A 12962-nucleotide genomic window follows, 5' to 3' on the forward strand; every position below is an offset into this window, starting at 1 on the left:
CCTTCTCCGTGGGGCTGCTGATCTTCCTCATGGGCGGCCTGAAGTACCCGGACGAGAGCAAGCGCAAGAGCGCGCCCGACAATTGAACGACACGAAAGAGCCCCGCACCGGCAGGCCGGAGCGGGGCTTTTTCGCGCGTGCTGCTGAGATCAGCTCTGCGGGACGATGTTCTCGGCCTGCGGACCCTTCGGGCCCTGCGTGACCTCGAACTCGACCTTCTGGCCCTCGAAGAGCTCGCGGTAGCCCTGAGAGCTGATGTTCGAGTAGTGGGCGAAGACGTCGGCGCCGCCGCCGTCCTGCTCGATGAAGCCGTAGCCCTTTTCGGCGTTGAACCACTTCACGGTACCGGTGGCCATAGGTTTCCCCATTCTCCAGAGTTGGTCGGCCGTCGCAGGAGCGCGCAGGCCGAGCTGCCAGAATGATCACCCTGGTCGGAGAGACCTCAGAAAGCACGAACGCCCGTGATCGGGACCACGGGCGGTGAAGCTTAGGGAACCACGACTGCAACTGCGGCAAGCCTACAGGATGGGCTCCTATCACTCTTCGGCGTGGCGCGCCGCGAGCTTCGTGGTGAGGTGATCGCCGAACGTGTACCGTCGTGGCTTGCATCACCGCAGAACGGAGAAAGACACAATCATGGCGACCGGTACCGTCAAGTGGTTCAACGCTGAGAAGGGCTTCGGCTTCATCGAGCAGGACGGCGGCGGCGCCGACGTCTTTGCTCACTACTCGAACATCAACGCCCAGGGCTTCCGTGAGCTGCTCGAGGGCCAGAAGGTCGAGTTCGACGTCACCCAGGGCCAGAAGGGCCCGCAGGCGGAGAACATCACGATCATCAACGCCTGAGCCGTCGTCCGACGGTCCCGGTTCACGTCGACGCCCCGCCCCGGTTCGCCCCGGGCGGGGCGTCGCCGTCTCCGGCCGGGGTCACACCGCGTAGCGCAGGAATCCGCTGGTCGCGCGCTTCGGCAGCGCCGGGTCGGGGAGGATCGCCAGGGCTTCGAGGTCCGGCTGCCGCCCGGCCCAGGCCAGACCCTGCTCCGCGCCCATCGCGAAGGCCGCCGTCGCGCAGGCGTCGGTGTGCGCCAGCCGGGCCGGGCCGGAGCTGACCAGCGTCAGCGAGAGCAACCCGGTCGGCGCCTCGCCCGTGCGCGGGTCGAGGATGTGCGCGCCACGCTCGGCGGTGCCGGAGGTGGCCACCACCAGGTCCCGGCCGACCAGCACACTCGCCAGCTCGCCCGGCCGGAACGGGTCGGCCACGCCGATCCGCCAGGGCCCGCCGACGGACTGCACGTCACCGCCGCCGTTGACGCAGTGCTCCGTCGACCCGGCCTCGCACAGCAGTTCACAGGCTTGCTCGACGGCCCAACCCTTGACCCAGCCGCTCGGGTCCAGCCGGCCCTCGGGGTAGGGGCTGAACCAGCCGCCGGTCAGCGCCTCGATCTCCGCGCAGCGCGCCATCACCTCGACCAGCTCCGGGCTCGCGTCCGCCAGCGCCGACTCGCCGTGCGCGATCCGGCTCACCTCGCTGTCCGCCCGATACGGGGAGAAGCGCGCGTCGATCGCGTGGAGCCGGGCGACGGCGGCGTGCAGCGCCTCGTCGACGGCCGGGCTCGGGTCGCGCACGACGAACGAGAAGACCGTGCCCATCACGTGCTCCGCATGACGGGTGATCACTTGAGACCCGCCTGGTCGAGCGCGCTCTGGAGTGACTGCGTGTAGCCGTCGCTGGTGTAGGTCGCGCCGGAGACGGAGTCGATCTGCGCACTCTGCGCGGAGAGGGCCTCCTGGTTGAGGACGGGCAGCGCGTAGCTGTTGATGTCCTGGTCCCGCTGCATCTCGTCGGGGTACTGGAGTACGTCGATCTTGCTGATTCTGCCGCCGCTCACGTCGATCCGGACCTGCACCGGGCCGTAACGGGTGTCGACGGCCTGGCCGGTGTAGCTGGCCTTCGTCGACGTGCCCGAGGAGCCGCCGACGGCCTTGGTGGAGCTGGAGGGCCCGGCGGACGGCGAGGCGGCGGCGGACCCGCCCGCACCGGAACCGGAGCTGTTCGTGCTGGTGGTGCTGTTCGTACTGCTCGTGTCGCTCCCGGAGCTGATGACGGGCGCCTGGGCCGACGCGGTCTGCCCGTGCGGCTTGAGGGACAGCAGCAGGACCACGCCGGCCGCCGTGGCGGTGGTGGTGACGATGGCGCGGCGCATGGGGCCTCCCGGAGAGCGCAGGGCGGATCAGAAGGATCAGAAGCTGAACGACTCGTGGTGGATGTGGTGGCGCGGCACCCGCGCCTGGCGCAGCGCCGTGACGGCCTGCTCCATGAACGCCTCCGGCCCGCAGACGTACACGTCGTGGCCGGCCAGGCCCGGGACGAGGTTGCGCAGCACGGTCGGCTGGATCGGGTCGCCGACCTCGCTGCGGCGTCCGACCAGGAACTGCAGCCGCGCGCCGCGTGCCTCGGCGATCGCGGTCAGCTCCCGTCGGAAGAGCAGCTCCTCCTCGGCGCTCGCCCGGTAGAGCAGCGTGAGCTCGCCGGGCGCGGCAGGCAGGGTCTCGAAGAGCGCGCGCAGCGGGGTGATGCCGACCCCCGCCGCCAGCAGCAGCACCTGCCGCGAGCGACGCCGCCGGGCGGTGAACGCCCCGTACGGGCCTTCGGCGCGGACCTTGGTCCCGGGCCTGAGCCGGGCCACGGCCGCGCTGTGGCCGCCCAGGTCCTTGACCGTGAAGCGGAGGTAGTCGCGGCTCGGCGGGGCCGAGAGGGAGTAGGGGTTGGCGGCGAAGCGCAGACCCTTCGCCTGGAACTGCAGCCGGAAGAACTGGCCCGCCTCGGCGCCCAGCTCGTCCAGGTGGCGTCCGGTCAGGAAGAGCGAGACGGTGCCGGGGCCCTCCGGGCGGATCTCGGCGACGCGCAGCTGGTGCCGCCGGTCGAGCCGCCACGGGCGCAGCAGCCGGTACCAGCCGATCAGCCCGGCGGTGCCCAGGTAGAGCCCGTACCAGAGCAGCCTCTCCGGTCCCTCGCCCAGGTCGGCGCCGTTGCTGAGCTGGTGGGCGAAGCCGAGGGTGACCGCCAGGTAGGTGGCCAGGTGCAGGTAGTACCAGGTCTCGTAGCCGAGCCGCCTGCGTGCGGCGCGCGCGGAGAAGAAGCCGGTGGCGAGGAGCAGCACGGTGCCGAAGGTGGCCTTGAGCATGTCCGGGTAGGTCAGCACGATGCTGACGCCCTCGCCGACCACGTTCCTCTGGGCCGTCAGCGCGTAGCCCCAGATGATCGTGATCACGTGTGCGGTCACCAGGCCGACCAGGTACCGGCCGCCCATCGCGTGCCAGCGGGCCAGCCGGTCCGCGCCGACCTCGCGCTCCAGCAGCGGGATCCGCGCCATCAGCAGCAGCAGGACCGGCGCCGCGTACCCGGCCAGCAGGCCGGTGATCCGTCCCGCGTTGGTGAGCCACTGGTCGAGGCCGACGACGCCGAGGGTGTTCTTCCACCAGATCGCGACCACGGCGAGGGCCCCGAGGGCGATCGCGGCGAGCACCAGCCGGGGGACGGTGTCCGCCGGCAGCTGGGACCCGGAGGGGGCGCCGCGGTGCGCGCCGGTGCGTACGGCGCGCTGCTGCGTGACAGCGCTCATCTGCGGCTCCTCTGTCCCTGACTGTCCTGGTTCGGTACTGCAGCAACCCTGACAGCGCAGGTTCAGAATTCCCTATGAGTAAGAGCTGGCCAGGGGGTCGTCGTTGTGGTATCTGTGCAGGTCAGCAGCTTGTTCGTGTGGAATTCGGTGCGCGTGGCGGGCGGGGTGATCTCATTGCATTCTCATGGCGGCCCGCCCGACTGGACCACAATGGCCCCCATGTCCCAGGAGACTCTCATGCCGACCCAGGCCCCGACGCGACGCATCCTCGTCGTCGACGACGAGCCCGACCTCGTCGAGGTGCTGTGCGGCGCCCTGCGCTACGAAGGCTGGGAGACGCGCGCCGCCGGAAGCGGCGAGGAGGCCGTGGCCATCGCGGACCACTGGCGCCCGGACGCGATCGTCCTGGACGTGATGCTGCCCGACTTCGACGGCCTCGAGGTGCTGCGCCGGGTCCACGCGGAGCAGCCCGAGGTTCGGGTGCTCTTCCTGACCGCGCGCGACGCGGTCGACGACCGGATCGGGGGGATCGCGGCCGGCGGCGACGACTACGTGACCAAGCCGTTCAGCCTGGCCGAGGTCGTGGTCCGGCTCCGCGGTCTGCTGCGCCGGGCCCAGCCCGTGTCCGCGCCGTCGGAGGAGACGGAGGCCGAGGACGTGCTCACCCTGGCCGACCTGGTCCTCGACGAGCGCGCGCACGAGGTGGTGCGGGGCGGCGAGCTGATCGAGTTGAGCCCGACCGAGTACGCGCTGCTGCGCTACATGCTCCGGCATCCGCGCCGGGTGCTGAGCAAGGCGCAGATCCTGGACGCGGTCTGGTCCTACGACTTCGGCGGCCAGGCCCACGTCGTCGAGCTCTACATCAGCTACCTGCGCAAGAAGATCGACCACGGGCGGGAGCCACTGATCCACACCGTGCGCGGCGCGGGCTACCTGATCAAGGCCCCCCACTCGTGAGCGTCCGGTGAACGGCCGGACGGGCCTCGCCCGGACGCACCCGAGGTCGCTCCGTCCGGGGTCCCTGCGCCTGCCGCGCACGCTGCGCGGCCGGCTCGTCGCGGGCCTGCTCGCCCTGCTGGTGCTGGCCGGGACGGCGATCGGCCTGGTCACCGTCGCGGAGCTGCACCGCTTCCTCGTCGACAAGCTCGACCAGCAGCTCGTCCAGACCGGCGGCCGCTATGCCATGAGCCTGCAGACGGACCCGCACGGCGACACCCGAGCCCAGGCCGTCGGCACCCTCGGCGTCGCCCTGCGGGACGGGCGGGTCGAGGCGGACGGGGTCGTCGACGGGGACGCGGACGACGCCGTCGGCGGCAGCGCCCGCGACCATCCCGTCCTGGGCGCCCGCGTCCAGGCCGCTCTGCAGACCATCCCGGTCGGCGGCGCCCCCACCACCCGCGACCTCGGGCCGCTGGGGAGGTACCGCGTCATCGCACAGCGCGGCAAGGAGGGCGACACGCTCGTCAGCGGCCTGCCGCTGAACCAGGTCGAGAGCACGGTCCGCCGTCTGCTCCTGGTCGAACTGCTGGTCTTCGCTGGGCTGTTCGCCCTCACCGCGGCGGCGGGCACGTTCTGGGTCCGGTTGGCGCTGCGCCCCCTGGAACGGGTCACCCGCACCGCCGAGCAGGTCAGCGCGCTGCCGCTGGCCAGCGGCGAGGTGACGCTGCGCGAGCGCGTCCCCGACGAGAACCCGCAGACCGAGGTCGGCCGCGTCGGCGTCGCCCTCAACCTGATGCTCGGTCACGTCGAGGACGCCCTCGCCCAGCGTCAGGCCGTCGAGGAACGCCTGCGCGAGTTCGCCGCCGACGCCAGCCACGAGCTGCGCACCCCCGTCGCCTCGATCCGCGGCCACGCGGAGCTGGCGTTGCGCAACCCCGAGCCGACGCCCGAGCCCGTGCGGCACGCGCTGCGCCGGATCGAGGCGGAGTCGCAGCGCATGGGCGCGATCGTCGAGGACCTGCTGCTGCTCGCCCGCCTGGACGCGGGCCGCCCGCTCGCCTCCGCCGAGGTCGACCTCACCCGTATCGCCCTCGACTGCGTCACCGACGCCCGCGCCGTCGGCCCCGACCACAAGTGGCAACTGGAGCTCCCCGCGGAGCCCCTGCTGATCCGCGGCGACGCGAACCGCCTCCGCCAGGTCGTCACCAACCTGCTCGCCAACGCGCGGGTCCACACCCCGGCGGGCACACAGGTGGTGCTCGCGCTCCAGGCCGTGCCGGACGGCGTCCGGCTGAGCGTCACCGACACGGGGCCCGGCATCCCTGACCACCTCACCGCCCACGTCTTCGAGCGCTTCGTCCGCGGCGACCGCGCCCGCTCCCGCGCCACCGGCTCCACCGGCCTCGGCCTCGCCATCGTCCACGCGGTGACGACGGCCCACGGCGGAACGGTCGCGGTCGACTCCGAGCCGGGCCGCACCGCCTTCGAGGTCCGCCTGCCCCTCCGGCCGGGCCCGGCCGTGCAGCCTGCGCTCTAGCCCTGTTCGGCAGTACACCCTTACTGCCGCCCTGGTCTAGCCGTACAGCCGGCCCTCGGTCGCCGCGGCCTGACCCAGCAGGGTGCGGAGCTCGCGGAGGCGGACATGCTGTGCGCCGAGGCTCTGCTCCGTCGGCGTCAGCACGGCGTGCAGCACCTGCACGGCCTCCTCGCGGCGGTGGAGCGCGAGCAGCGCGCGGGCCTGCGTGATCGCGGTGGCCGCGGCGGTCTCCGTGGTGAGGCGCGGGGGACGGGGCATGACCGCGAGCAGGTCCAGCGCCTCCTGGTGCCGTCCCTGCGCGTTCAGCGCGTCGGCGAGGTTCACGTGCAGCACGTGGGAGTTGGTGGTGGCGGAGAAGCCGCTCTCCGACATGGCGATCACCAGGCCCTGGCGGGCCGCCGACTCCGCCTCCACCGCGCGGCCCTGGCCGGTGAGGGCCACGGAGAGCAGGATCAACCCCGAGAGGCGGATGGCGACACCCGCCGGGCCCGTCGCGGTCGCGGCGGACTCGAGGAGCCGATGGCCCTCCGCCTCCGCCTCGGCGAAGCGCTCGGCGTGGCACAGCGCGGCGGCCCGCTGCGCGCGGCAGATCCGGACCAGGTCACTGCGCTCGATGCAGTTCCTCGCCAGCTCGCCGAGCGCGTCCCAGGAGTCGGCGGCCTCGTGGTGGCGGCCCTGGTTGTCGAGCGCGTCGGCGTGCAGCACCCACGCCTGGAGCAGCGTCTGGCTCGTGCCGAGCCGCTCGCGGGCGGCCACGACCGCGGCGGCCTGCTCGCCCGACTCCGCGACGGCGCCCGTCGCCCGCAGCGCGGCAGCCAGCCGGTAGCGCAGCTCCAGCGTCACGTCGTGCTCCGCACCGAGCCCGGCCAGAGCCTGCTCCAGCCACGCCCGCAGCGGAGGCACCATCTCGGCCTGCCGCCCGCTTTCGAAGTACGGCTGCGTCCCCAGCACCTTCGCCGTCAGATCGGCCGCAAGCCGCTGCCGGGCCCTCCAGTCCTGCAAACGCCCCATGCCCACCCCTCCTTGATCCCCGGCGCGCCATTGTGCCAGCCGCCGGAGTCGGGATCGTCTCCGGCGTCTATGACGTGGCGGAAGCGGTAGCGGACTCGAGCAGCCCGCGCAGCTCGCGCACGCGGGTGTGGTCCTCCCCGTAGGCGCTGAGCGCGGCCGTCAGGCCCGCACGGGCCGTGTCCTGCGCCTCGTCGATCCGGCCGAGGGCCAGCAGCGCGGTGGCCCGCGCCTTCGCGATCGCGCTGGCCCCTCCCAGGTTGCCGACGGTGTCACGGACCTGTTCGGCCTCGGCGAGGGCGTCCAGCGCCTCGGTGTGGCGGCCCTGCGCGTTCAACGCGGAGGCCAGGTTGACCCCGAGGACGCGCTGGAAGCTGCCGGCGACCGCACCGATGGAGCGCGCCTCGGCGATGGCCTCGCGGGCGAGGGCTTCGGCCTCGGTCGCCCGGCCGAGGTGGGGGAGGGCCATCGCCCGCGTGTTGAGCCCCGACAGCCGGGTACGGAGGTCGTCCGGCGGCAGGAGCGTTCCGGCCGCATCGACGACCTCCTGAGCCTGCGCGTCGGCCTCGGCGAACCGCTCCAGGAAGCAGAGTTGAACGGCCCGGTTGGTCAGGGCGAGCATCCGTACCGGGTGGGCCGACTTCTTCTGGCCGGCGGCCTCGGCCACGGCGAGGAACTCGTGCTCGGCCTCCGGGCCACGCCCGAGGTCACCCAGGGCGTGGGCGTACAGCTGCCGCAGCTCAAGGGTGAGCGGGTCGCCTTCACCGAGCTCGGCTCGTGCCCGGTCCCGGGCGGCCCGCATCCGCGGCTCCGTCAGGCGGAGCCGTTCGGCTCGCAGCATTCTGGAGAACTCGTCGTACGCGGCCTGCAGTTCGGCTCTCGCCCGCTCGCGTCGGCGGTTGCCGAACAGTCCCATCGCCGAGTCCTCCCGCGCCTGTCAGCAGAGACAGCACTGCCCGTCCGCGGCAACGGGGGAGTGGCGCGGACGGGCAGGCGGGAGTCATCCTGCACGGTGGATGATCATTTGTCGATACCCTGCGGAGCCTGATCTTCCGCCGCCGCGAAGCCGCGGCACTCGCGCACCGGAAGGCGCGGGTAGCGCGGCAGGGTCTCGTCGGTCGTGGCGAGGCCGCAGCGGAGGTAGGCGGTGCCGCGGCGGGTCTCGTTCAGGAGGCGGTGGCGACAGCCCAGACACAGGCCCGGGTGCGCGCCGAGCTTGGCGAGGGCGCTCGCGGCGTCGCTCACCAGCCCCGGGCCTCCCACTCGGCCAGGTGCGGGCGCTCCGCGCCGAGCGTGGTGTCGTCGCCGTGGCCGGGGTAGACCCAGGTCTCGTCCGGCAGCGGCTCGAAGAGCTTGGTGCTGACGTCGTGGAAGAGGCTGCGGAACGCGGCCGGGTCGCCCCAGGTGTTGCCGACGCCGCCGGGGAAGAGGCAGTCGCCGGTGAACAGGTGGGGGTGACCCTGCGGGTCGTCGTAGAGGAGGACGATCGCGCCCGGGGTGTGGCCGACGAGGTGGCGGACGGTGAGGGAGACCTCGCCGACGCGCAGCGTGTCACCGTCGTCCAGCAGCAGGTCCGTCGGCACCGGGATGCCGTCGGCGTCGATGCGGCCGGCCGCCGTCCGCGCGCCGGTGGCACGGACGACGTCGGCGAGGGCGTTCCAGTGGTCCTGGTGCCGGTGCGTGGTGACCACGGTGGCGAGGCTGTCGCCGATCGTCTCCTGCAGCACCGGCGCGTCCGCGGCGGCGTCGATCAGCAGTTGCTCGTCGGTGGCGCGGCAGCGCAGCAGGTAGGCGTTGTTGTTCATGGGACCGACGGCGATCTTGGTGATCACCAGGTGGGCCAACTCCCGGACGTCGGGCGTGCCGCCGACCTTCACCGCTCCGTGGTACGTCATGGGATCAGCCTAGCGGCGGGAGCACCGGGAGGGCGGCCTTCGGATCCGCTGCCACGACGCGGCCCACCAGCACCTCGAGGTCGTGGCCGTCGGAGCGGCCCGAGAGCCAGGCGAGCAGGGCCGGGCCGGGGCCGGTCACGCTGACGTCGGCGTCGGCGCCGGGCGAGTGTCGCGGCGCCCCGGTGTCGCGGGCCGCCCGGGGGTCGGCGTCGGCCTCCGCGTCGTCCGGGTCGGAGGCGTGGTCCGTGTCGATCAGGCGGAGACTCGGCAGGTCGGGATGGTCGGCGAGGCGCTCCGCCAGGCGGCTCAGCTCCAGGTCGACGAACGCCTGCGGCCAGTCCCGCGGAGCGTACGCCTGGGGCAGGCCGAGGTCGACGTGGTGGTACTCGACCTCCTGGATCCGCTTGCCGACCACCCCGCTCGCGGGGAACGCGCCGAGGCGGTGCGGGACCTCGACCGCCCACGCGGCCTCCGGCATCGCGGCGACCGCCGCGTCGAAGCGGGCCGCGCTTGCGCGCAGGTCCGCCGCGTGCTGGGCGAGCGAGCGCTTCGCGCCCGCCTCGATGTCGTGCTCGCGGGCCTCCGGGCCGGCGTACATCGGGGTGGGCACGCCCGTGCGCGCACCGGTGAGCAGGTTGCCGAGCCCGTCCGCGTTGCGGGCGAGGTGGGCCAGGACGTGGCCGCGCGTCCAGCCCGGGAGCAGCGAGGATTCGGCGAGCTGCTCCTCGCGCATGCCGTCCACGGTGGCCAGCAGGCGGGCCGTGGCGGCGGCCAGGACGGGAATGTCAGTGGCGGGTGCGATGCTCAAAGGATGTCCCCCATACCTGTTCGGTCGTGACTCGGAGCACTTGTCCGTCGTTCCCACGAGCGGAGCGTTCCACGCGCTAGCGTTTCATCCGTTCGGGCGAACACGGTCGATTGCCTGAAGAATCGAACACGTGATCCCATTACTCTTGACTACCGATGGTTCCCCGTACATCCCGCTTTTGAAGGGCGCAGTAGCGTGGCAGACCGCCTCATCGTCCGCGGTGCTCGCGAGCACAACCTCAAGAACGTCTCGCTCGACCTGCCGCGTGACTCGCTCATCGTCTTCACCGGCCTCTCGGGCTCCGGCAAGTCCTCCCTCGCGTTCGACACGATCTTCGCCGAGGGCCAGCGCCGGTACGTCGAGTCGCTGTCCTCCTATGCCCGGCAGTTCCTCGGGCAGATGGACAAGCCCGACGTGGACTTCATCGAGGGCCTCTCGCCGGCCGTTTCCATCGACCAGAAGTCGACCTCGCGCAACCCGCGCTCGACGGTCGGCACGATCACGGAGGTCTACGACTACCTCCGGCTCCTCTTCGCCCGCATCGGGCACCCGCACTGCCCGGAGTGCGGCCGTCCGATCTCGCGGCAGTCGCCGCAGCAGATCGTCGACAAGGTGCTGGAGCTGCCCGAGGGCACCCGGTTCCAGTTGCTCAGCCCGCTGGTCAAGGGTCGCAAGGGCGAGTTCGTCGACCTCTTCGCCGATCTGCAGACCAAGGGCTTCTCCCGTGCCCGCGTCGACGGCAAGACGATCCAGCTGAGCGAGCCGCCGACGCTCAAGAAGCAGGAGAAGCACACCATCGAGGTGGTCGTCGACCGCCTCACGGTCAAGAAGAGCGCGCAGCGCCGCCTGACCGACTCCGTGGAGACGGCGCTGGTCCTCTCCGGGGGCACGGTCGTGCTCGACTTCGTCGACCTCGCCGAGGACGACCCGGAGCGCGAGCGCATGTACTCCGAGCATCTCTACTGCGTCTACGACGACCTGTCCTTCGAGGAGCTGGAGCCCCGCTCCTTCTCCTTCAACTCGCCCTTCGGCGCCTGCCCGGAGTGCACCGGCATCGGCACCCGGATGGAGGTCGACCCGGAGCTGATCGTCCCCGACGAGGAGAAGAGCCTCGACGAGGGCGCCCTCCACCCCTGGTCGCACGGGCACATCAAGGACTACCACCTGCGCCTGATCAAGGCGTTGGGCAAGGAGCTCGGCTTCCGCACCGACATCCCGTGGGCGGGCCTGCCGGCGCGCGCCAAGAAGGCGCTGCTGTACGGGCACAAGACGCAGATCGAGGTCACCTTCACCAACCGCTACGGCCGCGAGCGCTCGTACACCACGGGCTTCGAGGGCGCGGTGCCGTTCGTGCAGCGCCGCCACGCCGACGCGGAGAGCGACAGCGCGCGCGAGCGCTTCGAGGGCTACATGCGCGAGACGGCCTGCCCGGCCTGTCACGGCGCCCGCCTGAAGCCGGTCGTCCTCGCCGTCCGCATGGCCGGCAAGTCGATCGCGGACGTCTCCTCCATGTCGATCGCCGACTGCGCCGAGTTCCTCGGCGCGATGGAGCTGTCCGACCGCGAGAAGGCGATCGCCGAGCGGGTGCTGAAGGAGGTCAACGAGCGGCTGAGGTTCCTGGTCGACGTCGGCCTGGACTACCTCTCGCTCGACCGCGCCGCCGGCACGCTCTCCGGCGGCGAGGCGCAGCGCATTCGCCTGGCCACGCAGATCGGCTCGGGCCTGGTCGGCGTGCTCTACGTGCTGGACGAGCCCTCCATCGGCCTGCACCAGCGCGACAACCACCGCCTGATCGAGACCCTGGTCCGGCTGCGTGACCTCGGCAACACCCTGATCGTGGTCGAGCACGACGAGGACACCATCCGCACCGCGGACTGGGTCGTCGACATCGGCCCCGGCGCGGGCGAGCACGGCGGCAAGGTCGTCCACTCCGGTTCCCGCGAGGGCCTGCTGAAGAACAAGGAGTCGCTGACCGGCGCCTACCTGTCCGGCCGCAGGGCCATCCCGCTGCCGGAGGTGCGCCGCCCGCTGGACGCCAAGCGGCAGATCACCGTCCACGGCGCCCGCGAGCACAACCTGCGCGACGTCGACGTCTCCTTCCCGCTGGGCTTGTTCACCGCCGTCACGGGTGTCTCAGGCTCGGGCAAGTCGACGCTGGTCAACGACATCCTGTACACGCACCTGGCGCGTGAGCTGAACGGTGCGCGGAGCGTGCCGGGCCGGCACACCCGGGTGACGGGCACGGATCTGGTCGACAAGGTCGTCCACGTCGACCAGTCGCCGATCGGTCGCACCCCGCGGTCCAACCCGGCCACGTACACGGGCGTCTTCGACCACGTCCGCAAGCTCTTCGCGGAGACGACGGAGGCGAAGATCCGGGGTTACCTGCCCGGCCGCTTCTCCTTCAACGTCAAGGGCGGTCGCTGCGAGAACTGCGCGGGCGACGGCACGATCAAGATCGAGATGAACTTCCTGCCGGACGTCTACGTCCCCTGCGAGGTCTGCCACGGCGCCCGCTACAACCGGGAGACGCTGGACGTCCACTACAAGGGCAAGTCCATCGCCGAGGTCCTGGACATGCCGATCGAGGAGGCGCTCAGCTTCTTCGAGGCGGTCCCGGCGATCGCACGCTACCTGAAGACGCTGTCCGAGGTCGGCCTCGGCTACGTGCGCCTCGGCCAGTCCGCGACGACGCTCTCCGGCGGCGAGGCGCAGCGCGTCAAGCTCGCCTCGGAGCTGCAGAAGCGCAGCAACGGCCGGACGATCTACGTCCTGGACGAGCCGACCACGGGCCTGCACTTCGAGGACATCAGCAAGCTGATCAAGATGCTGACGGGCCTGGTCGACAAGGGCAACACGGTGATCGTCATCGAGCACAACCTCGACGTCATCAAGACCGCGGACTGGGTCATCGACATGGGCCCCGAGGGCGGCTCGGGTGGCGGCATGGTCGTCGCCGAGGGCACGCCGGAGGCGGTCGCGGCCGTGGGCGAGAGCCACACCGGCAAGTTCCTCCGCGACATCCTGGGCGAGGAGCGGGTCTTCGACTCCGTTCCCAAGCCGCGGAAGAAGCCGACCGCACGGAAGAAGGCCGCTGCGGCGTCCAAGGCGTAGGCCGGAGCGCGGGCCGAGGCTGCGGGCCCGGCAGCGGA

The 12962-nt window shown here is 71.8% G+C and carries 13 protein-coding genes; 4 read left to right on the top strand and 9 right to left on the bottom strand.

What is annotated here, in order from left to right; all coding sequences use genetic code 11:
- Positions 1–149: 149 nt before the first annotated feature.
- Positions 150–356, bottom strand: coding sequence for a cold-shock protein (locus TR49_RS00645; protein ID WP_042375965.1), 207 nt, complete (start codon positions 354–356; stop codon positions 150–152).
- Positions 357–636: 280 nt separating this feature from the next.
- Between TR49_RS00645 and TR49_RS00650 the strand changes: the two genes are divergently transcribed.
- Positions 637–846 (top strand): cold-shock protein, encoded by a 210-nt coding sequence (locus tag TR49_RS00650; protein WP_042363791.1) that lies wholly within the window; start codon positions 637–639, stop codon positions 844–846.
- 81 nt (positions 847–927) lie between these two features.
- Here TR49_RS00650 and TR49_RS00655 read toward each other — a convergent pair whose 3' ends face one another.
- Genes TR49_RS00655 through TR49_RS00665 form a run of 3 tightly spaced genes read right to left on the bottom strand, consistent with a single transcriptional unit; the run spans position 928 to position 3623 of the window.
- The gene (locus tag TR49_RS00655) at positions 928–1650 is read right to left on the bottom strand and encodes an FAD:protein FMN transferase (RefSeq protein ID WP_042375966.1); all 723 of its coding nucleotides are present in this window, start codon (positions 1648–1650) and stop codon (positions 928–930) included.
- A 23-nt stretch (positions 1651–1673) separates the two neighbouring features.
- Positions 1674–2204, bottom strand: coding sequence for an FMN-binding protein (locus TR49_RS00660; protein ID WP_042375968.1), 531 nt, complete (start codon positions 2202–2204; stop codon positions 1674–1676).
- A gap of 36 nt (positions 2205–2240) precedes the next feature.
- On the bottom strand, positions 2241–3623 hold the full coding sequence (locus TR49_RS00665; RefSeq protein WP_052433821.1) for a ferredoxin reductase family protein: 1383 nt from the start codon (positions 3621–3623) through the stop codon (positions 2241–2243).
- Between the two features lie 210 nt (positions 3624–3833).
- On the opposite strand from TR49_RS00665, the gene TR49_RS00670 reads away from it, so the two are divergent.
- Both TR49_RS00670 and TR49_RS00675 read left to right on the top strand, forming a co-directional pair.
- On the top strand, positions 3834–4580 hold the full coding sequence (locus TR49_RS00670; protein ID WP_042375970.1) for a response regulator transcription factor: 747 nt from the start codon (positions 3834–3836) through the stop codon (positions 4578–4580).
- Between the two features lie 7 nt (positions 4581–4587).
- Positions 4588–6099 (top strand): sensor histidine kinase, encoded by a 1512-nt coding sequence (locus TR49_RS00675; RefSeq protein ID WP_236653153.1) that lies wholly within the window; start codon positions 4588–4590, stop codon positions 6097–6099.
- A 36-nt stretch (positions 6100–6135) separates the two neighbouring features.
- Here TR49_RS00675 and TR49_RS00680 read toward each other — a convergent pair whose 3' ends face one another.
- The 5 genes from TR49_RS00680 to TR49_RS00700 all read right to left on the bottom strand — a co-directional run bounded on the left by TR49_RS00680 (position 6136) and on the right by TR49_RS00700 (position 9810).
- Complete coding sequence (locus tag TR49_RS00680; RefSeq protein WP_042375971.1) at positions 6136–7110, bottom strand: hypothetical protein; 975 nt, start codon at positions 7108–7110, stop codon at positions 6136–6138.
- Between the two features lie 67 nt (positions 7111–7177).
- Positions 7178–8023 (bottom strand): tetratricopeptide repeat-containing protein, encoded by an 846-nt coding sequence (locus TR49_RS00685; RefSeq protein WP_052433823.1) that lies wholly within the window; start codon positions 8021–8023, stop codon positions 7178–7180.
- A 104-nt stretch (positions 8024–8127) separates the two neighbouring features.
- Positions 8128–8352, bottom strand: a complete 225-nt coding sequence (locus tag TR49_RS00690) for a hypothetical protein (protein WP_152627000.1) — start codon at positions 8350–8352, stop codon at positions 8128–8130.
- Positions 8349–9002, bottom strand: coding sequence for an MBL fold metallo-hydrolase (locus TR49_RS00695; protein ID WP_042375976.1), 654 nt, complete (start codon positions 9000–9002; stop codon positions 8349–8351). The genes TR49_RS00690 and TR49_RS00695 overlap by 4 nt, the downstream gene beginning before the upstream one ends.
- A gap of 4 nt (positions 9003–9006) precedes the next feature.
- On the bottom strand, positions 9007–9810 hold the full coding sequence (locus TR49_RS00700) for a maleylpyruvate isomerase family mycothiol-dependent enzyme (RefSeq protein WP_236653154.1): 804 nt from the start codon (positions 9808–9810) through the stop codon (positions 9007–9009).
- 195 nt (positions 9811–10005) lie between these two features.
- On the opposite strand from TR49_RS00700, the gene uvrA reads away from it, so the two are divergent.
- Entirely contained in the window at positions 10006–12924 is a 2919-nt protein-coding gene (gene uvrA / locus TR49_RS00705; protein ID WP_042375978.1) for an excinuclease ABC subunit UvrA, read from the top strand.
- Positions 12925–12962 lie beyond the last annotated feature (38 nt).

The sequence above is a fragment of the Streptacidiphilus melanogenes genome, from assembly GCF_000787835.1.
Classification (GTDB): Bacteria; Actinomycetota; Actinomycetes; order Streptomycetales; family Streptomycetaceae; genus Streptacidiphilus; species Streptacidiphilus melanogenes.